This is a genomic window from Citrobacter sp. H12-3-2 (assembly GCF_009649895.1).
Taxonomy (GTDB): Bacteria; Pseudomonadota; Gammaproteobacteria; order Enterobacterales; family Enterobacteriaceae; genus Citrobacter; species Citrobacter portucalensis.
In genome coordinates, this window is record NZ_CP045837.1 from 130,801 (window position 1) to 154,823 (window position 24,023).

Below are 24,023 nucleotides of genomic sequence, written 5' to 3' on the forward strand. Positions count from 1 at the left end.
TTCCTCCTGCCCGGCGCATTTTCCGCTAAAGAATTAATATTTTTTTCTGAAAATCTACCGCTTAATATGCTAAAAAGTGCCGATAACTCTACTGTTTGGCAGGATTTGATATGACCTATACCCCTGGTCTCCTGAGCGTCATTATGCCGCTTTACAACACGGGTGAGCCGTTCATTGCGTGTATGGATTCACTGATTGCGCAAACCTGGAAGAACCTGGAGATCATTATTGTTAATGATGGCTCTACGGATAACTCTGCGGAGCTTGCTCAGTCTTATGCGGATCGTTATCCGCACGTTCATCTGCTGCACCAGCGCAATGGGGGCGTTTCTGCGGCGCGCAATACCGGTATGAAAGTTGCCAGGGGGGAGTACATCGCGTACGTAGACGGCGATGATATTGCCTATCCGGAAATGTATGAAACGCTGATGAATATGGCGCTGAAAGACAACCTGGATGTTGCGCAGTGCAACGCTGACTGGTGTATTGCTGAGACGGGCCACACCTGGGCATCCATTCCTACCGATCGTATTCGTTCTACCGGCGTGATGACCGGGCCAGACTGGTTACGCAAAGCGTTAGCCAGCCGCCGTTGGCGGCACGTTGTCTGGATGGGCGTTTATCGTCATCAGACTATCCGCGACGCGGGGCTGACCTTCCTGTCTGGCCTGCACCACCAGGATATTATCTGGACAACGGAGTTTATGTTTAATGCGAAGCGCGCGCGTTACACGGAAGTCCCGCTGTACAAATACTTCCTGCACGGCGCATCTGTTAGCCGTCTGCCGCGCACCGGGCTGAAAAACCTCGCTTACCAGCGCCACTACATCAAAATTACCCGTCTGCTGGATAAGATGAATCACGACTACGCCGGACGTATTCCAATTTACCCGGAATTCAAACAGCAGGTGATTTACGAAGCGCTACGTGTTTGTCATTGCATACGCAAAGAGCCGGACGAGAAAATCCGCCAGCGCATGATTGCTGAAGTATTTGTATCGGGTATGTTCAAGCGTATGGTGAGTAATATCTGCAGCGTTAAGCTGGGTTATCAGGTGCTGTTGTGGGCTATCCGTTTTAGCCAGTGGCGCGATAAATCATTGACGCCGCGCCGCCTGGCCCATTTAACGCTGGATAGTAAAGACTGATTATTGCCAGCCCTGCCACTGCAGGCGCATATACTGCACCAGCGTGCTTTGGGTGATGCTTTCGCCGAGCACGCTGAAGAAGCGGCTGGCGTACACCGGCTCTAACGGCTGTTTCGGTTTGCATAATTTCACCCCGCGGAAAGGATTACGCGGCGCATCAGGCGTACCGTTCTTCGGTGGTGTGAGGTTTGGTCTGGAGGTATCCACCTGTGGTTCATTGAGCAAACTGCTTGGGCGAACCAGCGTGATGTCGGCTGGCAGGCTATACAGCATCTGCTGCAGGACGCGAACCGTAGACGGGTGAGGGTGGCCAATGGCGATTGCGGAACCGTTGCGGCGCGCAAGCTCGACGGCACGATTAAACTGACGGCGAATATCGGCTTCGTTTTGCGTGTCATCCAGGAAGACTTTGCGTTTGATGACCTTCACACCTGTGCCTGACGCTGCGCGCATTGCCTGGCTGTTACCGATGGTCATGCTGTCCAGGAAGTAGAGGTCGTAGCGTTCCAGCGCCTGCATCACCTTCTGCATGCCGAAAAGACTGGAGGTCATCGCGCTGCCCATATGGTTGTTCAGACCGACCGCATTCGGTACTTTGCTTACCGCGTCGCGAATAATCCGCTCAATCTCTTCGCTGCTCATTTCAGGGCGTAACGTGTCTTTCTCTAACGGCTGCTTGCTCAGCGGCGCCATTGGCAGATGGATTAAGACTTCATGCCCGCTGTTATGCGCTTTGATTGCCATTTCACGCGCATGTGGGGCGTTAGGCAGAACGGCAACGGAGATGGTAGAAGGCATCGCCAGTACCTGGTTTTCAGTGTGTGGGCGATAGCCGAAATCATCAATGACGATGGCGAGTTTGCCAGCAAATACAGGTGTTGCGAAGGCCAGCAGACTGGCGAGAGAGAGTAGTAGACGACGAAATTGTTGTGGCAAAACTTATCTTCCCAACCACGGCTGTGGATTGACCGCCTGACCCTGGCGACGAATTTCGAAATAGAGTGCCGGCCTGCCCTGACCGCCGCTGCTACCCACAAGTGCTATAGGCTGCCCGGCGCGAACCTGCGTACCGACGCTGACCAGTGCGCTCTGGTTATAACCGTACAGGCTCATATCGCCTTTACCGTGTTCAACGACGACCACCAGGCCATAGCCCTGCAGCCAGTCCGCCAGAATGACACGACCATCGGCAATGGCTTTAACTTCGGTGCCCTCGGATGCACCAATAACCATCCCCTTCCAACGTAGCTCACCCTGCAGCTGTTCGCCATAACGATGTAACGTTGGACCACGAACGGGCCAGAACGCCTGACCGCGTGGCGAGCCCAAACCGCCGGTACGCGACATCAGTGATTTTTCACTTTCGGTCGGTTTATAGGTTGAGCCTTTTCGTGACGCATCCTGTTGCTTATCGCGCACGGCCTGCGCCTCGCGTGCTTCACGTTCCGCACGCGCTTTGGCTGCGGCTTCGGCACGGGCAATGCTGTTGCGCAGACGGGATTCGTTGGCGCGCATTTCGCCCAGTTGCTGTTGACCCTGTTGAATCGATGATTCCAGACTCGAAAGCGTTTTTTGACGTTCGTTACGTGCCTGTTCCAGCTTAGCCTGCTGAGCGCGCTGTTCGTACAGTAGCGTCTGCTGCTCGCTCTGCTTATCTTCCAGCTCGGCTTTTTGCGAGTCGACCTCTTCGCGGGTTTGTTTCAACTGCGCGATGGTTTCCTGTCGCGCCTGGTTCAGATAGCCGAAATAGGCCTGCAGGCGTTGCCCACGCTGGCTTTCTTCACCGCTAAGAATGAGCTGAATGCCGGTGTGTTCGCCCTGGCGAAAAGCTGCGTCGAGTTGGGCTGCCAGGCTGCGTTCTTGCGCGGCCCGCTGTTTTTCCAGCTTCGCGAGTGCTGCGTTCATCTCTGCGATTTGCGCATTCAGCTGTGCCAGTGAGTTTTGCGTTTCGCGCAACTGCCTTGCGGCAACGGCGATGGCTTGTTCCTGAGCTTTAAGCTGAGCGAGGAGGGTGGCGCGTTGTTGTTGCTGTTGGCGTACCGCGCGTTCTTTTGCCGCGATATCAGCCTGAATAGATTTGAGCTGGTCGCGTTCGTCCGCGTGGGCGGAAAAGGCGCACAGCAATACGCCAGCGCTAAGCGCGCTGGCGTAGAACAAGGGCCTGACTGAAAACTTACGCGGTTTCACGGCCCGAGTGATGGTATTAATCGCCTTTCCCCTCATGGGGAGGGATTATTCCACGATGAACAGCGGCTTACCAGTCATCTCTTGCGGGATTTCCATACCCATCAGCGTCAGCATCGTCGGGGCGATATCAGAAAGTTTGCCGCCTTCGACTGCTTTAACGTTCTTACCACCGACATAAATCAGCGGAACGGGCAGGTTGGTGTGCGCAGTGTGCGCCTGACCGGTGGACGGATCGCGCATCTGCTCTGCGTTACCGTGGTCTGCGGTGATCAGCAACTGGCCGCCAACGGACTCAACCGCTTTAGTCACCTGCTCAACGCAGTGATCCAGCGCTTCAACCGCTTTAACCGCTGCTTCCATTACGCCGGTGTGACCAACCATGTCGCCGTTCGGGTAGTTACAAATGATGGTGTCGTATTTTCCGCTCTCAATCGCCGCAACCAGTTTTTCGGTCAGCTCAGCAGAGCTCATTTCCGGCTGCAGATCGTAGGTCGCAACTTTCGGCGAGTTGATCAGGATGCGATCTTCGCCTTTGAACGGCTCTTCTACGCCGCCATTGAAGAAGAAGGTCACGTGCGCATATTTTTCGGTTTCGGAAATACGCAGCTGCGTTTTGTCGTTTTTCGCCATCCACTCGCCAAGGGTGTTAGCCAGAGACGCTGGTGGGTAAGCAACCGCAGTTTTGATGTCGGCCGCGTATTCGGTCAGCATCACAAAGTTGAGGTTAACGACTTTCTTACGGGCGAAGCCGTCGAAATCAGCATTAACAAACGCACGAGTGATTTCACGCGCACGGTCGGCACGGAAGTTCATGAAAATCAGCGTATCGCCGTCTTCCATGGCGGCTTCAGCCTGGCCTTCAGCACGGATCACGGTCGCTTTCACGAATTCGTCGTTTTCGTCGCGGGCATAAGCAGCCTGCAGGCCTTCAACCGCCGTAGCGAACTGGAACTCGCCTTTGGCCAACGTCATCAGGTCATAAGCCTGTTCAACGCGATCCCAACGGTTGTCGCGGTCCATCGCGTAGTAACGACCGATGATGGACGCTACGCGGCCTTTGCCCAGTGTGGCAAATTTCTCTTCGAATTTCTGCAGTGAATGTTCAGCGCTGCGCGGCGGGGTATCGCGGCCATCAAGGAAAGCGTGCAGATAGATTTTTTCCGCGCCGCGTTCAGCAGCCATTTCTACCATCGCCATGATGTGATCTTCGTGGCTGTGAACACCGCCCGCAGAGAGCAGACCCATGATGTGAACCGCTTTGCCGCTATTTTTTGCCTGGTCGACCGCATTGGTCAGCACCGGGTTAGCGAAGAAAGTACGCTCTTTAATTTCTACATCCAGACGGGTCAGGTCCTGATACACGATGCGGCCCGCGCCCAGGTTGACGTGACCGACTTCGGAGTTGCCCATCTGGCGATCGGGCAGGCCAACTTCCAGGCCAGACGCATCAATCAGGGTATGCGGACGTTTTGCCCACAGGGCATCCATTACCGGGGTTTTAGCACTAAAAATGGCGTTATCCTGGCTGTCTTCGCGATAGCCGTAGCCATCCAGAATCACCAGTACCATAGGTTTTTTAGAAACCGACATTGCGACAACCTCACACTCAATAGATAAAAAATAATTGCGTAATTTTACTACAGCTGAATCGATAAAGTAGCCCCCGAAGATCAAATAATCGACCAGAGCGCGCCGCAGAGGGCGTGGTTTTAGGTTTTTTTTTCCGTAGCGCCCCGCAAAAATGCAATCCAATGCACGCTCTGGCTGTATTTGCGCCAACGCGCAGGTATACTCCTTTCCTGGTTTTTTTAATCACTGAGTCGGGAGTTGTTACCCCCCATGCAAGAAATTATGCAATTTGTTAGTCGCCACCCTGTATTGAGTATCGCCTGGATTGCGTTACTGGCGGCTGTATTATTTACCACGTTTAAGAGCCTGACTTCCAAAGTGAAGGTGATTACGCGCGGAGAAGCCACACGTCTCATCAATAAAGAAGACGCCGTTGTCGTGGATTTACGTCAGCGCGACGACTTCCGCAAAGGCCATATCGCAGGCTCCACTAACCTGCTGCCGAGCGAAATCAAAGCCAACAACTTTGGCGAACTGGAAAAACACAAAAACAAACCTGTGATTGTGGTTGATGGTTCAGGCATGCAGTGCCAGGATTCAGCAACTGCGCTGATCAAAGCCGGTTTTGAGCAGGTGTCTGTACTGAAAGATGGCGTAGCGGGCTGGAGTGGTGAGAATCTGCCACTGGTTCGCGGCAAGTAATTTACCCGTCTTCTTTCATGCCGCAGGGTAAAAAGAACACTGGAGATAAGTCATGGCCAATATTGAGATCTATACCAAAGCAACCTGCCCGTTTTGCCATCGCGCAAAGGCGCTGTTAAACAGCAAGGGTGTGAGTTTCCAGGAGCTTCCGATTGACGGTGATGCCGTGAAGCGTGAAGAAATGATCAAGCGCAGTGGCCGTACTACGGTTCCGCAGATTTTTATTGATGCACAGCACATTGGTGGTTGTGACGACTTGTATGCGTTGGATGCGCGTGGTGGACTGGATCCGTTGCTGCGTTAAGGCGTACCGAAGTATTTAAAGGACAACACTAAAGGGTTTTCTCAACATGTCAGAACAAAATAACACTGAAATGGCTTTCCAGATCCAACGTATTTATACCAAGGATGTGTCTTTCGAAGCGCCAAATGCACCGCATGTTTTCCAGAAAGATTGGCAGCCAGAGGTTAAACTGGATCTTGATACCGCATCTACCCAACTGGCAGATGACGTGTATGAAGTAGTGCTGCGTGTCACCGTAACGGCTTCCCTGGGTGAAGAAACTGCGTTCCTGTGCGAAGTTCAGCAGGGCGGTATTTTCTCCATCAGTGGTATCGAAGGGACTCAGATGGCGCATTGCCTGGGCGCATACTGCCCGAACATTCTGTTCCCGTATGCCCGCGAATGCATCACCAGCCTGGTTTCACGCGGTACGTTCCCGCAACTGAACCTTGCGCCGGTCAACTTTGATGCGCTGTTCATGAACTATTTACAGCAGCAGGCTGGCGAAGGTACTGAAGAACATCAGGATGCCTGATGAACCAAAGTAATGCTTCAATGACTGTGATTGGTGCCGGCTCGTACGGCACCGCTCTTGCCATCACCCTGGCAAGAAATGGCCATCAGGTTGTCCTGTGGGGCCATGATCCTAAACATATCGCGACTCTCGAGCACGATCGCTGCAACGTCGCGTTCCTTCCTGATGTGCCTTTTCCCGACACGCTGCGCCTGGAAAGTGATTTAGCCACTGCACTGGCCGCCAGTCGTAATATTCTGGTGGTGGTGCCGAGCCACGTCTTTGGCGAAGTGCTGCGTAACATCAAACCATTGATGCGTCCTGACGCACGACTGGTCTGGGCGACAAAAGGTCTGGAAGCGGAAACAGGGCGTCTGCTGCAGGACGTCGCGCGTGAAGCGCTGGGGGACTCAATTCCACTGGCGGTTATTTCCGGCCCGACGTTCGCCAAAGAGTTGGCTGCGGGCATGCCGACGGCGATTTCTCTGGCCTCGACGGACGACACCTTTGCTGACGATCTCCAGCAGTTGCTGCACTGCGGCAAAAGCTTCCGCGTATACAGCAATCCGGATTTCATTGGCGTACAGCTTGGCGGTGCGGTGAAAAACGTCATTGCCATTGGCGCAGGGATGTCTGACGGCATCGGTTTCGGCGCGAATGCACGAACCGCATTGATCACCCGTGGGTTGACCGAAATGTCTCGTCTTGGTGCGGCGCTGGGGGCCGATCCTGCCACCTTTATGGGGATGGCGGGTTTAGGCGATCTGGTGCTGACCTGTACCGACAACCAGTCGCGCAACCGTCGTTTTGGCATGATGCTCGGCCAGGGGATGGACGTGCAGGGTGCGCAGGACAAGATTGGCCAAGTGGTTGAAGGCTATCGCAATACGAAAGAAGTTCGTGAATTGGCGCACCGTTTTGGTGTTGAGATGCCAATAACCGAGGAAATTTATCAAGTATTGTATTGCGGAAAAAACGCGCGCGAGGCAGCATTGACGTTATTAGGCCGTGCACGCAAGGACGAGCTGAGTCGCCACTAGCTGTAAGGAACTGTTGAATATAACGACCCGATCCGCGAAGAACGGATCGGTCGTTTTGCTACCTTTTGGAGTACGCAATGCCGTGTGAAGAACTGGATATCGTCTGGAAAAACATTAAAGCGGAAGCCCGGGCACTGGCGGAATGTGAGCCAATGCTGGCCAGTTTTTACCACGCAACGCTGCTCAAGCATGAAAATCTCGGCAGTGCGCTAAGCTATATGCTGGCGAATAAACTCGCTTCTCCAATCATGCCCGCCATTGCGATTCGCGAAGTCGTAGAAGAGGCCTACGCGGCCGATCCTGAAATGATTGCCTCAGCGGCCTGCGATATTCAGGCAGTACGCACGCGTGACCCGGCTGTCGATAAATATTCCACTCCACTGCTGTATCTGAAGGGCTTTCATGCGCTTCAGGCCTACCGTATCGGTCACTGGCTGTGGCATCAGGGGCGTCAGGCGCTGGCGATCTTCCTGCAAAATCAGGTGTCCGTTACCTTCCAGGTAGACATTCATCCGGCGGCAAAAATTGGCCGTGGGATTATGCTCGATCACGCCACCGGTATTGTGGTGGGTGAAACCGCCGTAATTGAAAACGATGTCTCTATTTTGCAATCCGTTACGCTTGGCGGGACCGGTAAAGCCGGCGGTGATCGTCATCCAAAAATTCGTGAAGGGGTGATGATTGGCGCGGGCGCAAAAATTCTCGGCAACATTGAAGTCGGGCGCGGCGCGAAGATTGGCGCAGGTTCGGTCGTGCTACAGCCCGTACCGCCGCATACCACCGCCGCAGGCGTACCGGCGCGCATCGTCGGTAAGCCAGACAGCGATAAACCGTCTATGGATATGGATCAGCATTTCAACGGGATACATCATACGTTCGAATACGGCGATGGCATCTGATTTCGAGCTATCTTACTTGTCATCTTGAACCCGGGCTGTGCTCGCCATCCTCACGTACTACGTATACGCGCAGGTCGGCAAGCGCAGTCCGTGTCCAACCTGACTGCGCCGATAACGCTCGAAAAATAACGGTAAATTCTTTCGTAGGTCGGATTAGGCGTCAGCCGCCATCCGACAAAAATCAACTACGCAATACTGCGCCGGGATAACCTAACTGGCGCCAGGCCTCATACACCACCACCGACACCGCATTCGACAGGTTCATGCTGCGACTGTCCGGCATCATCGGAATACGAATTTTTTGTTCGGCTGGCAACGCGTCGAGGATGCTGGCTGGCAGACCGCGAGTTTCCGGGCCAAACATCAGATAATCCCCATCCTGATAGCTTACCGCGCTATGCGCTGGCGTACCTTTGGTGGTCAGGGCAAACAGACGTTGCGGATTTTCTGCGGCGACGAAGGCGGCGTAATCAGGGTGGCGTAGCACAGCGGTAAATTCATGGTAATCCAGCCCCGCGCGACGCAGGCGCTTGTCGTCCCAGGTAAAGCCCATTGGCTCAATAATATGCAGACGAAAGCCGGTGTTGGCGCAAAGACGGATAATATTGCCGGTATTTGGCGGGATTTCTGGTTCGAATAAAACGATGTTTAGCATGCTGCCCCCTTAAGTACGGGGCAGCATAGCAAATTAACGTTTACGCCGCATTTCCACGTTTGGGCTGCATCGGGTAGTCAGCCACCTGTTTGCCCAGTTCCTGTACCAGCGAATCACGGCTGATTTCGCTTATCGATTTCGCCCCGGTAAGGGTCATTGCCACCTTCATCTCTTTCTCGATCAGATTCAGCAGATTCGCCACCCCGGCCTGACCGTGGGTGGCCAGCGCGTACAGATAAGCACGTCCCAGCAGAACACTATCCGCGCCCAGCGCAATCATACGTACGACGTCCAGACCGTTGCGGATCCCACTGTCTGCCAGAATGGTGATATCGCCTTTTACCGCATCGGCAATAGCGGGTAACGCGCGAGCTGAAGACAGCACGCCGTCTAACTGGCGACCACCGTGGTTAGAGACAACGATACCGTCCGCACCAAAGCGTACGGCGTCTCGGGCATCTTCGGGATCGAGGATCCCTTTGATCACCATCGGACCATCCCAAAATTCGCGGATCCACTCGAGGTCTTTCCAGGAAATCGACGGATCGAAATTATTCGCCAGCCAGCCGATGTAATCCTCAAGACCGGTAGGTTTACCAAGGTAAGTCGAGATATTGCCTAAATCATGTGGGCGACCGTTCAGGCCAACGTCCCATGCCCACTGTGGATGGGTGACTGCCTGCCAGTAGCGGCGTAGTGCGGCATTTGGGCCGCTCATCCCGGAATGGGCGTCACGGTAGCGTGCACCCGGTGTTGGCATATCGACGGTAAAGACCAGCGTGGAGCAACCTGCCGCTTTGGCGCGCTCCAGCGCGTTGCGCATAAAGCCACGATCGCGCAGAACATATAGCTGAAACCACATCGGACGTTTGATGGTTGGGGCGACTTCTTCAATCGGACATACGGATACCGTGGAAAGCGTAAATGGAATGCCTTTGGCATCAGCGGCGGCGGCGGCCTGAACTTCGCCCCGGCGCGCGTACATGCCGCACAGACCGACAGGTGCAAGGGCCACCGGCATGGAGAGCGTTTCGTTGAACAGCTTTGTCTCCAGGCTCAGGTCGGACATATTCTTCAGCACGCGCTGGCGAAGTGCCACTTCAGACAGGTCTGCCACGTTACGGCGCAGAGTGTGCTCTGCATACGCCCCACCGTCTATATAGTGGAACAAGAAGGGGGGTAGGATGCGCTGGGCTGCGGCGCGATAGTCGCTGGCTGCTGAAATAATCATGTGTTGTTCTCCCTGCTATTCTCACCAGGGTCACCGGGCAGGCGGGTGATACGCGCCTGGCGGGCCTGATCTTCATCAAATCGTTTAATCGTGGTGTGGACAAAACTGAGGTGCGCCATCATTGCTTTACGCGCTCCGTCGGCATCTCCGGCAACAATCGCATCCAGGACGGCCTGATGCTGCGCCGTCAGTTGCGAAAATACGGGCGGCACAAGGTACATACGCTGACGGCTCTGTTTCACCGAAGACTGTAATACGTCGAAGAAACCGCGCATGGTCTGTAACAGCACCACGTTGTGCGAGGCTTCCGCAATGGCGAGATGAAAGCGAACGTCTGCCTGCGAGGCGAGATCTGGATCTTCGCTTTGTGTGGCCTCGAAACAGAGTCTGATCTTCTCTTTGTCGGCAGCAGTGGCACGCATAGCTGCATGCCAGGCGGTGCTGGCTTCGATGGCGTGGCGGGCTTCCAGAATATCGAAACTGTAATCAGGGTCGTCTGCCAGCAGAGTTTTCAGCGGCTGAACGATGTTTTGTTCAGACCATGCCTCATGCTGCCAGCGGATAAACGTCCCGCCGCCACGACGGCTAATCAACACGCCTTCGCTCACCAGTTTCGCCAGCGCCTCGCGCAGCGAGTTGCGCGATACGCCGAGCTGTACGGCCAGTTGGCGCTCAGCGGGCAACTTCATGCCCGCCTCCAGCTGTTGTTCTTCAATCAGCGCCCGCACACGAGATGCGACTTCGTCTGACAGGCGTCTGGGCATCACTATCATGGAATCATCCAGGTTAAGACATAGGCCTGCAGCGTGGTAATCACACCCACCATGCAGGTGAAAATCAGACTGTGCTTCACGGTAAAGCGGAACAGATCAGACTCTTTCCCCACTAATCCCACTGCCGCACAGGCGATAGCGATAGATTGTGGAGAGATCATCTTGCCGGTCACGCCGCCGGTGGTATTTGCGGCCACCATCAGCACATCCGAAACGCCGATTTGCTGAGCGGCCGTGGCCTGCAGGGCGGCGAACAATGCGTTTGATGAGGTGTCGGACCCGGTCAGGAATACCCCCAGCCAGCCAAGGAACGGCGAGAAGAAGGTAAATGCGCTGCCGGTATGTGCCAGGGCCAGTGCCAGGGTGGATGAAAGCCCGGAGTAGTTAGAGATAAACGCGAACGCCAGCACCATCCCGATGGAGTAGATAGGCAGCGCCAGATCTTTCAGCGTGCTACCAAAGGTCTGCAGCGCAGCAGATGGCTTCATTTTCAGCCAGACGATAGACAGCAGGGCGGCAAACAGTATTGCGGTACCGGTCGCGGAGAACCAGTCAAATTTGTACACCGCCGCGTAGGCCGTGGCTTCGTGTACGACCGGCGGCATACGGGCAACCAGCTTGTCGAGGAACGGAACCGGAATATTGACCACCCAGTGGTACATCGCGCCGCCTGGCGCAAACAGCGCTTTAAACGGCGGTATGCTCCACAGCGTGACGGTAGCGGTCAGGAACAGGAACGGTGACCAGGCGCGTACCACCTGCCCAGCGGTGTAGCGGGTGCGTGACAGATCCATATCGACCTGCGAAGCGCCCATATCGCCAAAACGGAAGATGCGTACCGGCTGCCAGCGTTTCAGGAACAGCGTCAGACACACCAGTGAGACCAGAGAAGAGATGATGTCCGGCAGTTCCGGCCCGATAAAGTTAGAGCTGAGGTACTGTGCGATAGCAAACGATCCGCCAGCGACCATCACCGCAGGCCAGGTTTCTTTGACACCACGCCAGCCATCCATAATCGCCATAATCCAGAACAGCACGATAATGGTCAGGAACGGCAGCTGACGACCTACCATCTGGCCAATCTCGAAGCTGTCCAGTCCGGTAACCTGACCGGCGACCAGAATCGGAATGCCCATTGCGCCAAAAGCGACCGGCGCGGTATTTACGATCAGGCACAAACCTGCCGCATACAGCGGGTTAAAGCCAAGACCAACCAGCAGTGCGGCGGTAATCGCTACCGGAGCGCCAAAGCCTGCCGCTCCTTCGAGGAATGCCCCAAAGGAGAAACCGACAATCAGCATTTGCAGACGCTGGTCTGGGGTAATCGAGAGTATCGATGATCGGATAATGTCGAACTGTCCGGTCTTCACCGAGATTTTATAGACGAATACCGCGGCGATAATGATCCAGGCAATTGGCCACAGACCGTAGAAGAAACCGTACACTACGGATGCCAGCGCGTGATCGACCGGCATTTTGTAAAACAGCAGGGCGACTGCCAGAGCAATCACCACCGTCCAGGACGCCGCAACATAGCCTTTCAGCTTGAGCTTAATCAGGGCGAAGAAAAAAAACAGGATAGGGAGCGATGCGATCAGGCTGGAAAGCCAGATATTACCGGCCGGGTCGTAGTTCTGTTGCCAGAGATTCATTGCAGGTCTCCTGGGGGCCGCCGACATAATGGAATGAGTCTTTGCTCAAATCTTCGTCACACTATGTGTAAAAGTGGCCCTGCCAATATTGTTGTGTAGGGGTAATGACAATGAATGGTTAATCAAATGTTATTTATTGGCAACGCTATTGTACTCACATTTTAATGAAATGTGAGGTGTTGGTATGATCTGGCTAAAATTGGTAGGGCCAATTGAGGGGTGAGGGCAACAAAGAGAAGTGAAAAGGCAATGGCATGATGCCATTGCCTTTGATGTCGGGAGTATTGTTACTTCATTACCACTGGAAGCCAGCACCAATGGCTGCAGAGTAATCGCCCTGGCTGTTGCTGGTTCCTTGCAATTTATACACCCAGCCCCCGCTTTCACTTACCATGGAGACACCAATGGCGACGGCACTTTCACCATTAAACGTACCCCCAGCAATCGAGGTCATGTTGGCTCCCGGTGCGTAAGCTTGTGGAAGACCAGCCATGGCCATTGCTGAGGCAATACCGCCGCTCATCTTGTTTTCTACTCCTTTGATTTTACTGTTCATTTCACCCATTTTTTGATCGGTATAGGTATTTGCTTCTTCTACGCTGCGTTTCAATTGCGCATAGTTCACCGCATCCGTATCGTTCACCGCCGCTGAAACATTGCCGATCCGAGTGGTACCGCCACTCCCATCTCCCAGGTTGAGCACACTGTAGTTAACCGAGCCATCGGTATTGGTTTCATAACGAACGGAACCTGCTTCTGAGGCTTTCAGTTGCGCCACATTAACCGCGTCAGTGTTGTTCACCCCTGCGGCAACATTGGTAATACGACGTTGCTGAGTAGAAGAACCGACAGACACCGTATTAGCTTCATCTGCGACTGAATTTGTACCTAACGCCACGCTGTTTTCAGCAGCCGCAATAGATCCGGAACCCATCGCGACGCTGTCCGTACCTTGGGCATTTGCATCTACGCCATCGGTGTTGGTCTTGAAGTACTTGGTGCTCCCCGTAGTGACAATATCGCCGACAGAATTTTCGATATTGGTGACACGGGTATCAAGGCTACTCACCTGCGTATTCAGGTTATTGATGCTTTCGGTATTTGCGGCAACGTGGCTGTCGGTGACTTTCAATTGACCAACGTTTACGGCATCGGTGTCTGCCGAACCCGCCGCGACGTTAGTGATCTGACGTTGACCGTCTTCACTGCCGACAGAGAACTCACCGACAGAGTTCTGCGGTGCGTCCATGTTGTAGGCGGTGTAGTCAGTCTGTGCGCCGCGAGTGGTCTGAGAACCATTACCCATTGCAATACTGTTTGCATGGTTGGCGCGTGCGTTAGAACCGATAGCAATACCGTTGATGGCATCAGCCATCACCAGTGTATTCAGACCAATACCAATACCTGCATCAGCATTGACGATGGTTTTCGCACCCATTGCCAGTGAATCAGTCCCGACAGCCAGTGAATCTTCTTCCGTTGAGTTTGCGTGGTAGTACTTGGTCGGTGTAGTGGCGACCGCACCAATGGCATTTTGTAACTGACGAACTGTTACTGCATCTTGTGCTTCAGAGCCGTCCGCAACGTTGGTAATTTGACGATAGCTTTCTCCATCCGTCCCCAATGACAACGCGCCCAGCAACTCTCTGTCTGTTGTATCGTAACCAATGACGACGCCATCGCTTGTTACGCTCGTTGCTTGTATGCCTGATGAAATAGCGCGGTTTGATGTAGATCCGCTACCCAGCGCAATACCTGTATCAATTGTGCTGCTACTATTTTTACCCAAAGCGAGACTGCTAACACCTGATGCAACTGCATTGTAACCAACTGCTGTTGCACCTACGCCAGAAGCATGTGCGTCATCTTCAGCTAACCCGGTGTCGTTAGTGCGAATATATTTCACACCAGTACCGTTGTCAGTGATGTAGGTTTCGCTGGTATCACCAGCTAAATTGGAAATAACTTCATTATTCAGTGCGATTAATTGGTTTGTTTCATACAACTGAGCGCCATTAACGGCGTCAGTACTGTCACTGGCGATTTCACCTGCTGCTACATTGGTTATCTTATTGGTACCGCTGGTACCGTGGCTGGCGCTGAACGCACCCTCTTCGTCATCCCAGCTCAGTGCATCGGTACCAAGGTTGGTGATGGACGTATTGATATCCGCGATAGCAGAGGTGTTTTGATCTACCTTCTGGTTGGTTTCATACAACTGTGAGCCGTTTACCGCGTCGGTACTGTCCTCAGAAAGCTCCCCGGCGGCGACATTGGTGATTTTACTGGTACTTCCACCGTGGTTTGCGCTGAAAGCTCCGATGTCTTCGTCCCATAACAGAGCGTTATCAGTGAGGCCGGTAATGGACGTATTAATGTCGGAGACAGAAGTATTCAGGTTCTCAATCGCGGTGCTGTTCTGAGTGATGTTGGTGGTATTGGCGGCGATATCGGTCGTGTTCTGATCCACTTTTTCATTGGTTTCGAACAACTGCGAGCCGTTAACCGCGTCGGTACTGCTCTCAGAAAGGTCCCCGGCAGCAACGTTGGTGATTTTGTTTGCCGTACTACTTCCGTGGCTGGCAGAGAACGAACTCGTTGTTTCATCCCAGCTCAGTGCATCAGTGCTAAGGTTGGTGATCGTCGTATTGATATCTGCAATATCTGATGTGTTTTGATCTACCTTCTGGTTGGTTTCATACAGCTGTGAGCCGTTCACCGCGTCTGTACTGTCTTCAGAAAGGTCGCCGGCGGCGACATTAATGATTTTGCTGGCGCTTCCGTTGCGGTTAGCGTTGAAAGCGCCAGAGGCTGCATCCCACAACAGGGCATCATCGGTGAGCGTGGTAACTGAGTCGCTCAGGTTGTTGATATTGGTGGTGTTGGTGGCGATATCAGTGGTGTTCTGAGACACATTTTCGTTGGTGGCAAACAACTGGGAGCCGTTAACGGCATCGGTACTGTCCGCGGCCAGGGTGCCTGCCGCCAGATTGGTGATCTTGCTGGCGCTTCCCGAGTGGTTAGCGCTGAATGCACCAGAGTTAGCATCCCACAGCAGAGCATCATCGGCGAGCGTGGTAACAGAATCGCTCAGGTTATTGATATTGGTGGTGTTGGTGGCGATATCGGTTGTGTTCTGGTTAATGCTGTCGGTATTGGTAGTGATATCAGCAGTGTTCTGATCCACTTTCTCATTTGTATCAAACAACTGGGAGCCGTTAACGGCATCGGTGCTGTCCGCGGCCAGGGTGCCTGCCGCCAGATTGGTGATCTTGCTGGCGCTTCCCGAGTGGTTAGCGCTGAATGCACCAGAGTCAGCATCCCACAGCAGGGCATCATCGGTGAGCGTGGTAACAGAGTCGCTCAGGTTATTGATATTGGTGGTATTGGTGGCGATATCAGTGGTGTTCTGGTTAATGCTGGTCGTATTAGCGGCGATATCGGTTGTGTTCTGGTTAATGCTATCGGTATTGGCGGTAATATCGGCAGTGTTTTGGTTGATGCTGTCGGTATTGGTGGTGATATCAGCAGTATTCTGATCCACTTTCTCATTTGTATCAAACAACTGGGAGCCGTTAACCGCATCAGTGCTGTCTGCGGCCAGGGTGCCTGCCGCCAGATTGGTGATTTTGCTGTCGCTTCCACTGTGGTTGGCGCTGAATGCGCTTGCGCTGTCATCCCACAACAACGCGTCATCGGCTAACCCTGCGACAGAGGCCTCTGTATTCGTGATAGAAGTGTTAAGTGCGCTTAACGCACTGCCTACGTTATTGTAGATGCCTGTGCCTACCTCGTAGAGGGGCGCATTTACTGTACCATCAGAATTAACGGAAGCTCCTCCGCCGAGTCGGTCGGCGACGGATTGACTTAAAGAATAAATTTGCGCACCTGTGACTGCATCTGTACTGCTGGAATTGATGTCGCCTTTAGCAACGTAGGTGATCTGCCGCTGCGTGGTGCTGTTACCCACGGCGACGGAATTGTCTTCCTGGGCGGTAGAGCCTGTGCCAAGAGCAACTGAGTTGGTGCCTATCGCTTTTGCGCCATTACCAAATGCAGTGCTGTCGTCGCCGCTCGCAGTGGATTGATTGCCTAATGCAACGGATGTAGCTCCGCTCGCAGTGGCTTTATTACCTAATGCAACCGATTTTTCACCGCTCGAATTGGCATTAACACCCATTGCCATTGAATAACTTCCCGCGGCTGAAGATGAGGCACCCATCGCAATGGCACGGTTGCCGGTTGAGCTTGCTTTTACGCCGAGCGCTAGCGAAGAGTCACCGGATGAATCACTGTATGAACCAATAGCGGTACTCCATTTCCCCATCGCGGAGGCGTGATAACCCATCGCGGCGCTTGCGCCATCAACGTTGGTGTAAGTATTTGCTGTGGCATCGGTACCAATTGCAATCCACCCTGTTCCTCCTGTCTGGGTACCCGTTGGAGTAACGCCGTCGCCAGTATCTTTACCTGCATTGGCCAATACATCCGCAGAAACCATAATACTGCTAAGACCGATGAGTGCGGAAACCGCCAGCTTTCTACGGCCGCTTTTTTTCCCGCGGCTTTTTGCGGTTTCGCTGGTGACAATAAATGTTCCCGTAGCGGCATTCCAGAGGACTTTAAATATTCTGTTCATGGATAAATGCTTTCCTTTTCTAAAATAGTTGTATCAATAGCTATTATTTTTTGGGCTTCTTTTTTGTATCGTTAATAGGTTGTGTGCTTTGGAAAATAACATTCTTCATGTTAATGCCTATTTTTAGATACTTAAGATTATTGGGCGATACGCCTTTTAATGTCAGCGTGACATTGGTCCATGCTCCCGGTAAGAGTTCGATTGTCGAATCCATTTGCGTGTTGAGCAAGAGTTGTCGCCAGCGAGGTAGATCTTTTGCCTCGGAAGGTTTTTTCGTACCCCACGTCATATTAAACGCCAGGTTTGATACGGGAACGCTGAGTAAGTTAACCAAATCAAGATGAATAACACTTCCATCATCTATTGGCTCAATAGATAAAATACGCCCGGCTAATCCAATATTGCCGTTGTTAATAATAAAATAGTGCGTTTGTGATGGGTCCAGTTCTGTGTAGTCGAATAGTCGTTGTTTACGTTCAATGCGGCCAACGACTTCGGCGACCTTTTGGGTCGCCTGGATAAGCGTAGTTTGTTGTTTTTCTAAAAGGTCTATCTTTGCTTCTTGTTCTTTTTGCTGTTTTTTTAGTTCTTCGACAAGGTGTTTATCTGCAAAGTAATCACAACCAGATAACAAGAATGTGAATCCCAAAACAATCAGGGGAATGAATTTTCCATTTTTGTGCATATAAAATATCCTTATTAATTACTAATGTAGTATTAATAGTTAACCTATTATTTATACAGCTAACTCATCATCCTGCGAGTATTGTCAATAACCCGTTAATACATGGTTATAATGAACACATTCATTGCTTTTATAGGATTGAGCCATTGCTCGATAATTTTAATTAATTACCCATGGCAATGCCTTATAAAAATATAATCATAATATTTATGTATGGGGCATTGTTTTATAGATGATAATGTTATTTAATTTTGTGGGTCAATTATATTCTGCGGGTCATGAGAAAAGTGGAAGAAAAAATTCATTGTATAAATACAAATGGACATGGTGGAGTAATTTATTTTCATGAAAAGCAGGGAGGGCCGTTAAAAATGAACTTGTATATAAGCGGTGTAAATATTTATGGGGAAAAATTCGGAATATAGCCCGATGCTCTCAAGACACCCGCTGTACGACGGGTGTCTTGAGAGCCTGTGATACGAGAGTGTTTAGAACTCGTTCTTCGCAAAGCCAGTCATCTCTTTCAGGCCCATTTCACGGCCAAGCTCGGTCATCGGGTGGACGACGATCAGGCCGCGCACGCTTTTCTTCAGTTTGCCCATGTCAGCCTGCTCTTTTTTGGTGATGGCCCGACGGAACGGAAGTTTTGTCAGCTTTTGCGCTTCTTTGCTCAGCTTCTGGCCGTGAACTTCACGCAGGCGTGCGATCTCGGCTTCCAGAGTTTCTTTCTCTTTTTCCAGCTCGGCGTATTTGTCGGCGGCTTCAACCAGGGACAGGTCTGCCTGCTGGTGACGAATAGCGTCCAGACGATCGCTCAGGCGTTTAATTTCGTTTTTTTCGACTTCTTTCATAGGATAGCTTCTGATAAAAATAGGATGAATGCCCTATAGTATGCGCGCAGAGCGGGATTATTCACAACTGCTCGAAGATAAATAATCAAATACCGTAAGTATTAATTAGCTAATGATAATGTTACTGCATTGATTAACAAGGAATTTTAAGCGATAAGATCGGCCGTGGTGCTTTTTATTGGCGTGTTCGTGGTGAAGCACGTTTTCCTCAATATAAACACCCAACTGATCCTAAACTTAAATGATCAACCGCACAGGCTGAGCGCGGTTAATACATGGAGGAGGGAAGATTATGGCGAAAATAGGTGAGAACGTTTCAATCCTGATTGATAAAACTGTCGATTTTATGGCTTCAAGCCAGGCTTTTCGCGAATATTTGAATAAAACACCGCCGCGCAACGTTGTCCCTTCAGAAATACCGCAGGAAAACGCGCAGCTGTATCTGCAACGTCTGGCGTACTATCGGCAGCTGTATCGACCGCAGCAGGAAGAGAAATAAGCAAACATCGTCTTATTTTTGAAAGGCTTTTTTTAAGCTGATTTTAGAAATCAGCTCGGTCAGGGAAAGGACCATGGTGGATCGTACCATCTGCTGGTAACGCTGGATCTGCATGGCATGCAAACCAGAGTCTGAGGTATCAAACTGGGGTGGCGGCGGGAGTGCCGTCACGCAGTGAAGTTCACCAAACGGTCCAAGAATTTCGTCGTCGGTGAATGCGTATTCATTGCCGTCGTGATTCAGCTCCTCCCGCAGCGCCATCAGCAGCTCCGCATCTTCGTACTCCGGGCGACTGAGTACGCCCAGGCCGTAGATTAACTTCAGACGAACAGAAAGATCGCCCAACGGACCATCGCCGTCTAGCAGCGGTTCTACGGCGTATTTCACCGCATAGTCGTCTTTGCGAAATACCTGAAGCACAAGGATATTCACCGCCTCGGTGAGCAGTTCTACGGCGGTGATGAGGAAGCTGCGTACGGTTTTGCCAGCATTCAGACGCTCAAGCACACGATTTTCAAAGGCCTGCGTTTGTTCCATTATTGCCTGCATATCTGACAATCTATTATTCAGGCGCAGGATATCCTGCGCCAGGTCCTGCATCATTTCTTTGCGTTATACGCGTTAACAGCCTCAAGCACGACATCACTATTGGCATCCAGCCCGGAAACTTGCGCCAGCGCGGCCTGTGGGCCTTTTTCATCAATCAGCGCGGCCAGTTCCTGTGCCTGCGGATCTTCTTCGCTGCGATAGTGCATCGCTGCCGCAATACCGGTAACCAGATTCGCATGCGGCAAACCATATTCCAGCGTACCCAGCAGCGGTTTAATCAGGCGGTCGCCTGCGCTCAGCTTACGCAGCGGCTGACGACCCACGCGCTCAACGTCATCTTTCAGGTACGGGTTTTCAAAACGACCGAGGATTTTCTGAATGTATGCCGCATGTTTTGCTGCATCAAAGCCATAGCGTTTGATCAGTACCGCGCCGCTCTCTTCCATCGCACCTTTTACCACTGCGCGGATTTTCTCGTCGAGAATCGCGTCACGGATGGTCTGATGACCGGTCAATTTTCCGAGGTACGCGGTTATAGCATGCCCGGTGTTCAGCGTGAAGAGTTTACGTTCGACAAATGCCATCAGGTTATCAGTTAATTCCATTCCTGGGATATTTGGCAGTTCACCTTTGAACTGTGTTTTGTCGACAATCCACTCACTGAAGGTTTCGACGGTAACTTCCAGCGGATCGTTGGTTGCTGAAGCTGAAGGCGGAACAATGCGGTCCACGGCAGAATCGACAAAGCCAACATGTTCTTCAACCCAGGCTTTATCTTCATCTGCTAACGCGTTCATTACATGGCCTTTCAACTGGGTCGTTCCGCGCACCATGTTTTCACAAGCGATGATATTTAGTGGAGTAGCGATGCCCTGCGCCTTGCGTTTAACCAGTCCTTTGGCGATGGCTGGAGCGATACGCTCAAGTACAACCGGACCGACGGCGGTAGTGACTAAATCTACGTGGGCAATCAGTTCAACAACATCATCGCCGATACTGCTTACAGCGTTGACGCCGGAGACGGTATCAACCTGCTCATTTTCACCCACGACATGAACCTGATAGCTATGACGGGCATTCAGGGCATCGAGAACGACCTGATTTACATCCGCGAACGTCAGCTGTATCCCCGCGTCCGCCAGCAGTTTGCCGATAAAGCCACGACCGATATTACCTGCGCCAAAATGTAATGCTTTCATAGTATTAACCTTCATTAATGTTTTTACCCAAGAGGGCTGGGGTGAGGGACTGCATTGATTTCCCCTCAACCTAACCCTCTCCACAAGGGAGAGGATTTTGTAGGCCCGGTAAGCGTGATCGCCACCGGGCAATAACGCTTACTTACGACCTGCCAGCAGTTCCAGAACTTCATCCACGCTGGTGGTATGGGCCAGACGTTCGATCACGGATTCATCATCCAGAGCGTTGGTCAGGCTGGTAATCACCTGGATGTGCTCGTTGTTACGCGCTGCGATACCAATAACCAGACGGGCAATATCGTCTTCTTCTTCACCGAAGCGAACGCCTTCCGGGTACTGGCAGAACACCACACCGGTTTTCAGCACGCGGTCTTTGGCTTCAACCGTACCGTGCGGTACTGCGATGGACTCACCCAGGTAAGTCGGGGTCAGTTTTTCGCGGTCCAGCATCGCCTCGACGTATTCTGGCTCAACGTAACCGCCTTTCACCAGTTGCTCACCAGCAAAGCGAATCGCTTCTTCTTTGTTAGCCGCTTTACGGCCAAGGAAGATGTTCTCCGCACCCAGTTTGAACAGGTGGGTATCACCCTCTTCAAAGCTGTCTTTCAGGTGGTCGCGAACTTTCTCCTCGTTCACGTTGTGGCGCTGCGCAGCGACCAGACGTTCGGTCAGGTTGGAGTACAGACCGCTGTCGAGGAAGTTGGTCAGCGAAATGTGCTGTGCCTGAGGCACCTGGCGCATCGCGCGTTCGGTCAGGTCACGGTGGGTAATGACCAGATCCACATCCGGCGGCAGATTGTTAATCGCGCTGTTAGTGACGGAAATCTGAGACAGCCCTGCATCCTGTACTTTCTTACGCAGTACGCCCGCACCCATGGCACTGGAACCCATACCGGCATCGCAGGCAACGATGATTTTACGCACATGGCTCAGGTCGTTGGTGACGTCGCCAGCCGCCAGCGGGGATGCGCCTTTGGATTCCGCTTTCATGTCGTGCATACGACGGGTTGCGGCATCAATGTCATCATCTTCTTTCACTTTGCTGGTTTTCAGCAGAATGGCTGAGACCACAAAGGAGACTGCCATAGCCGCACAGATAGCAGCGATGTTAGCGAAGTAAGCTCCCTTAGGTGTCATTGCCAGCACGGCCAGGATAGAACCCGGAGACGCCGGAGAAACCAGACCGCCGTTCAGGATAGTCAGGGTAAATACGCCAGTCATACCGCCGAGAATAACGGCCAGGATCAGGCGCGGGTTCATCAGCACGTACGGGAAGTAAATTTCGTGGATACCACCCAGGAAGTGGATGATAGCCGCGCCGCCTGCAGATTGCTTAGCGCTGCCGCGACCGAAGAACATGTACGCCAGCAGGACGCCCATACCCGGACCCGGGTTTGCTTCAATCAGGAAGAAGATGGATTTGCCCATCTCATGGGACTGCTGAATACCCAGCGGTGAGAAAATACCGTGGTTAATGGCGTTGTTGAGGAACAGGATTTTCGCCGGTTCAACGAAAATCGATGCCAGCGGCAGCATGTCATGGACAACCATGAAGTTAACGCCTGCCGCCAGAATTTTGGACAGTGCTTCAACCAATGGACCAATGCCAAGGAATGCCAGAATGGCGAGGATCATACCGATGATGCCAGCGGAGAAGTTATTCACCAGCATCTCAAAACCGGATTTGATCTTACCGTCTACCCAGTTGTCGAAGTGTTTGATCGCCCAGCCGCCCAGTGGACCTGCAATCATCGCGCCGAGGAACATTGGCATGTCCGCGCCGACGATAACGCCCATGGTGGTGATTGCACCAACTACGCCGCCACGCTCGCCGCCAACCAGTTTACCACCGGTATAACCGATCAGTAGCGGCAGCAGATAGGTGATCATCGGGCCGACCAGCTTCGCCAGCGTTTCGTTCGGCAACCACCCTGTCGGAATGAATAATGCGGTGATAATACCCCACGCGATAAACGCGCCGATATTTGGCATCACCATGTTGCTGAGGAATCGACCAAAGCTTTGCACCTTGATCTTAATATCGGATGACATAAAAACACCCCTTCTTATGTTTGCTATCACGCAGGCTGAAAGCCCGAGGTTTGTTAATGTAGCGGCAGGAGGTAGCCGGACCCTGTAGATACTGCGAAATCTGGCACTGAATCGTTCAACTGTCCAGTCGACGGCCTTTTATGTGACATTCGTCACGTAAATATAGGGTGTATGGCGTTAGTTAATGTGATTTTCATCACAAAATACCGGTACAAAAAAACATCGCAGTGCAATAATTCGCTGAAAATGAGGATTAAATGTGAAGTGATTCACATTTTTGCTTTCCTTGTTTGTTGGATTTTTGTGATGTGAATCGCAAAGTATTTTCATCTGAAATTTTTCAGATGTGATCTGCGGCAGGTTCTACCCCCGACATTTTTTATTGCAAAACAAAGCAACTTCTCACCAGAAAAAATATTTATTTTGTGGTATGGCAAAAACCCTTAACTCCAGTTATGTTCAAAACATCAGCCAGGGTGCATACGGCTGCCGGCATAAAAAAACTCTAATTAGCGTGAATTCGAGGCAGGTATGTTTCTAAATTATTTCGCGTTGGGCGTGCTGATCTTCGTTTTTCTGGTTCTGTTTTACGGAATCATCGCCATTCACGATATTCCCTATAACATGGCTAAAAAACGTAACCATCCCCATGCCGATGCCATCCATACTGCAGGATGGGTGAGCTTGTTCACTCTTCATGTTATTTGGCCGTTCCTGTGGATCTGGGCCACGCTCTACCAGCCTGAAAAGGGATGGGGAATGCAGTCACACATCACACCGACCGGAAAGGAGTCAGACCCTGAGATTGCCGCGCTGGCAGCGCGAATCACCCAGTTGGAAAAAAGACTGGATGGGGAGAAAAAAACCGATAACTCCACCTTTCCGGAGATTTAATC

Annotated in this window: 21 protein-coding genes; 8 read left to right on the top strand and 13 right to left on the bottom strand. The window is 52.1% G+C overall.

The window, feature by feature from the left end:
* Positions 1 to 110 precede the first annotated feature (110 nt).
* Positions 111 to 1,148, top strand: a complete 1,038-nt coding sequence (locus GHC22_RS00675) for a glycosyltransferase (RefSeq protein WP_048215306.1) — start codon at positions 111 to 113, stop codon at positions 1,146 to 1,148.
* Here the strand turns inward: GHC22_RS00675 and GHC22_RS00680 are convergent, their stop codons facing one another.
* Genes GHC22_RS00680 through gpmM form a run of 3 tightly spaced genes read right to left on the bottom strand, consistent with a single transcriptional unit; the run spans position 1,149 to position 4,925 of the window.
* Positions 1,149 to 2,084, bottom strand: a complete 936-nt coding sequence (locus tag GHC22_RS00680; RefSeq protein WP_003024138.1) for a divergent polysaccharide deacetylase family protein — start codon at positions 2,082 to 2,084, stop codon at positions 1,149 to 1,151.
* Positions 2,085 to 2,087: 3 nt separating this feature from the next.
* Positions 2,088 to 3,347: a murein hydrolase activator EnvC gene (envC, locus tag GHC22_RS00685; protein ID WP_231504629.1), complete on the bottom strand. Its 1,260-nt coding sequence runs from the start codon at positions 3,345 to 3,347 to the stop codon at positions 2,088 to 2,090.
* A gap of 33 nt (positions 3,348 to 3,380) precedes the next feature.
* The gene (gpmM, locus tag GHC22_RS00690) at positions 3,381 to 4,925 is read right to left on the bottom strand and encodes a 2,3-bisphosphoglycerate-independent phosphoglycerate mutase (RefSeq protein ID WP_153752033.1); all 1,545 of its coding nucleotides are present in this window, start codon (positions 4,923 to 4,925) and stop codon (positions 3,381 to 3,383) included.
* 249 nt (positions 4,926 to 5,174) lie between these two features.
* Here gpmM and GHC22_RS00695 point away from each other — a divergent pair, with 249 nt between their 5' ends.
* From GHC22_RS00695 to cysE, 5 genes are all read left to right on the top strand, one after another.
* Complete coding sequence (locus GHC22_RS00695) at positions 5,175 to 5,606, top strand: rhodanese-like domain-containing protein (protein ID WP_003024148.1); 432 nt, start codon at positions 5,175 to 5,177, stop codon at positions 5,604 to 5,606.
* A gap of 52 nt (positions 5,607 to 5,658) precedes the next feature.
* A complete protein-coding gene (grxC, locus tag GHC22_RS00700) occupies positions 5,659 to 5,910 on the top strand; it encodes a glutaredoxin 3 (protein ID WP_003024152.1) in 252 nt (83 codons plus the stop codon).
* 46 nt (positions 5,911 to 5,956) lie between these two features.
* On the top strand, positions 5,957 to 6,424 hold the full coding sequence (secB, locus tag GHC22_RS00705) for a protein-export chaperone SecB (RefSeq protein ID WP_003024155.1): 468 nt from the start codon (positions 5,957 to 5,959) through the stop codon (positions 6,422 to 6,424).
* Complete coding sequence (gpsA, locus tag GHC22_RS00710) at positions 6,424 to 7,443, top strand: NAD(P)H-dependent glycerol-3-phosphate dehydrogenase (protein WP_008786462.1); 1,020 nt, start codon at positions 6,424 to 6,426, stop codon at positions 7,441 to 7,443. Before secB ends, gpsA begins: the two co-directional genes overlap by 1 nt.
* 77 nt (positions 7,444 to 7,520) lie before the next feature.
* On the top strand, positions 7,521 to 8,342 hold the full coding sequence (gene cysE / locus GHC22_RS00715) for a serine O-acetyltransferase (protein WP_003024160.1): 822 nt from the start codon (positions 7,521 to 7,523) through the stop codon (positions 8,340 to 8,342).
* A 181-nt stretch (positions 8,343 to 8,523) separates the two neighbouring features.
* On the opposite strand, the gene trmL is transcribed toward cysE, so the two are convergent.
* The 7 genes from trmL to GHC22_RS00750 all read right to left on the bottom strand — a co-directional run bounded on the left by trmL (position 8,524) and on the right by GHC22_RS00750 (position 18,828).
* Positions 8,524 to 8,997, bottom strand: coding sequence for a tRNA (uridine(34)/cytosine(34)/5-carboxymethylaminomethyluridine(34)-2'-O)-methyltransferase TrmL (gene trmL, locus GHC22_RS00720; RefSeq protein WP_003827329.1), 474 nt, complete (start codon positions 8,995 to 8,997; stop codon positions 8,524 to 8,526).
* Between the two features lie 40 nt (positions 8,998 to 9,037).
* Complete coding sequence (lldD, locus tag GHC22_RS00725) at positions 9,038 to 10,228, bottom strand: FMN-dependent L-lactate dehydrogenase LldD (protein WP_008786460.1); 1,191 nt, start codon at positions 10,226 to 10,228, stop codon at positions 9,038 to 9,040.
* On the bottom strand, positions 10,225 to 11,001 hold the full coding sequence (lldR, locus tag GHC22_RS00730) for a transcriptional regulator LldR (protein ID WP_003024170.1): 777 nt from the start codon (positions 10,999 to 11,001) through the stop codon (positions 10,225 to 10,227). Before lldR ends, lldD begins: the two co-directional genes overlap by 4 nt.
* On the bottom strand, positions 10,998 to 12,653 hold the full coding sequence (lldP, locus tag GHC22_RS00735) for an L-lactate permease (protein ID WP_048215310.1): 1,656 nt from the start codon (positions 12,651 to 12,653) through the stop codon (positions 10,998 to 11,000). The genes lldR and lldP overlap by 4 nt, the downstream gene beginning before the upstream one ends.
* A gap of 295 nt (positions 12,654 to 12,948) precedes the next feature.
* A complete protein-coding gene (sadA, locus tag GHC22_RS00740) occupies positions 12,949 to 17,292 on the bottom strand; it encodes a trimeric autotransporter adhesin SadA (protein WP_153752040.1) in 4,344 nt (1,447 codons plus the stop codon).
* A 43-nt stretch (positions 17,293 to 17,335) separates the two neighbouring features.
* Entirely contained in the window at positions 17,336 to 17,977 is a 642-nt protein-coding gene (locus GHC22_RS00745; RefSeq protein WP_153752042.1) for a DUF3251 domain-containing protein, read from the bottom strand.
* 488 nt (positions 17,978 to 18,465) lie between these two features.
* The gene (locus tag GHC22_RS00750) at positions 18,466 to 18,828 is read right to left on the bottom strand and encodes a YibL family ribosome-associated protein (RefSeq protein ID WP_071446115.1); all 363 of its coding nucleotides are present in this window, start codon (positions 18,826 to 18,828) and stop codon (positions 18,466 to 18,468) included.
* 292 nt (positions 18,829 to 19,120) lie between these two features.
* On the opposite strand from GHC22_RS00750, the gene GHC22_RS00755 reads away from it, so the two are divergent.
* The gene (locus GHC22_RS00755; RefSeq protein WP_032945348.1) at positions 19,121 to 19,327 is read left to right on the top strand and encodes a hypothetical protein; all 207 of its coding nucleotides are present in this window, start codon (positions 19,121 to 19,123) and stop codon (positions 19,325 to 19,327) included.
* 12 nt (positions 19,328 to 19,339) lie between these two features.
* Here the strand turns inward: GHC22_RS00755 and mtlR are convergent, their stop codons facing one another.
* From mtlR to mtlA, 3 genes are all read right to left on the bottom strand, one after another.
* A complete protein-coding gene (mtlR, locus tag GHC22_RS00760; RefSeq protein WP_003024179.1) occupies positions 19,340 to 19,927 on the bottom strand; it encodes a mannitol operon repressor MtlR in 588 nt (195 codons plus the stop codon).
* Positions 19,927 to 21,075: a mannitol-1-phosphate 5-dehydrogenase gene (mtlD, locus tag GHC22_RS00765; RefSeq protein WP_020996057.1), complete on the bottom strand. Its 1,149-nt coding sequence runs from the start codon at positions 21,073 to 21,075 to the stop codon at positions 19,927 to 19,929. The genes mtlR and mtlD overlap by 1 nt, the downstream gene beginning before the upstream one ends.
* A gap of 138 nt (positions 21,076 to 21,213) precedes the next feature.
* Positions 21,214 to 23,127, bottom strand: a complete 1,914-nt coding sequence (mtlA, locus tag GHC22_RS00770; RefSeq protein WP_008786455.1) for a PTS mannitol transporter subunit IICBA — start codon at positions 23,125 to 23,127, stop codon at positions 21,214 to 21,216.
* 531 nt (positions 23,128 to 23,658) lie between these two features.
* Between mtlA and GHC22_RS00775 the strand changes: the two genes are divergently transcribed.
* On the top strand, positions 23,659 to 24,021 hold the full coding sequence (locus GHC22_RS00775) for a DUF3302 domain-containing protein (protein WP_003827338.1): 363 nt from the start codon (positions 23,659 to 23,661) through the stop codon (positions 24,019 to 24,021).
* Positions 24,022 to 24,023: the final 2 nt, after the last annotated feature.

Coding starts and splice junctions, on each gene's coding strand:
- GHC22_RS00675 (WP_048215306.1), top strand. CDS start 111: ATGACCTATACCCCTGGTCTCCTGAGCGTCATTATGCCGCTTTACAAC.
- gpmM (WP_153752033.1), bottom strand. CDS start 4,925: ATGTCGGTTTCTAAAAAACCTATGGTACTGGTGATTCTGGATGGCTAC.
- GHC22_RS00695 (WP_003024148.1), top strand. CDS start 5,175: ATGCAAGAAATTATGCAATTTGTTAGTCGCCACCCTGTATTGAGTATC.
- grxC (WP_003024152.1), top strand. CDS start 5,659: ATGGCCAATATTGAGATCTATACCAAAGCAACCTGCCCGTTTTGCCAT.
- secB (WP_003024155.1), top strand. CDS start 5,957: ATGTCAGAACAAAATAACACTGAAATGGCTTTCCAGATCCAACGTATT.
- gpsA (WP_008786462.1), top strand. CDS start 6,424: ATGAACCAAAGTAATGCTTCAATGACTGTGATTGGTGCCGGCTCGTAC.
- cysE (WP_003024160.1), top strand. CDS start 7,521: ATGCCGTGTGAAGAACTGGATATCGTCTGGAAAAACATTAAAGCGGAA.
- trmL (WP_003827329.1), bottom strand. CDS start 8,997: ATGCTAAACATCGTTTTATTCGAACCAGAAATCCCGCCAAATACCGGC.
- lldD (WP_008786460.1), bottom strand. CDS start 10,228: ATGATTATTTCAGCAGCCAGCGACTATCGCGCCGCAGCCCAGCGCATC.
- lldR (WP_003024170.1), bottom strand. CDS start 11,001: ATGATAGTGATGCCCAGACGCCTGTCAGACGAAGTCGCATCTCGTGTG.
- lldP (WP_048215310.1), bottom strand. CDS start 12,653: ATGAATCTCTGGCAACAGAACTACGACCCGGCCGGTAATATCTGGCTT.
- sadA (WP_153752040.1), bottom strand. CDS start 17,292: ATGAACAGAATATTTAAAGTCCTCTGGAATGCCGCTACGGGAACATTT.
- GHC22_RS00745 (WP_153752042.1), bottom strand. CDS start 17,977: ATGCACAAAAATGGAAAATTCATTCCCCTGATTGTTTTGGGATTCACA.
- GHC22_RS00750 (WP_071446115.1), bottom strand. CDS start 18,828: ATGAAAGAAGTCGAAAAAAACGAAATTAAACGCCTGAGCGATCGTCTG.
- GHC22_RS00755 (WP_032945348.1), top strand. CDS start 19,121: ATGGCGAAAATAGGTGAGAACGTTTCAATCCTGATTGATAAAACTGTC.
- mtlR (WP_003024179.1), bottom strand. CDS start 19,927: ATGCAGGACCTGGCGCAGGATATCCTGCGCCTGAATAATAGATTGTCA.
- mtlD (WP_020996057.1), bottom strand. CDS start 21,075: ATGAAAGCATTACATTTTGGCGCAGGTAATATCGGTCGTGGCTTTATC.
- mtlA (WP_008786455.1), bottom strand. CDS start 23,127: ATGTCATCCGATATTAAGATCAAGGTGCAAAGCTTTGGTCGATTCCTC.
- GHC22_RS00775 (WP_003827338.1), top strand. CDS start 23,659: ATGTTTCTAAATTATTTCGCGTTGGGCGTGCTGATCTTCGTTTTTCTG.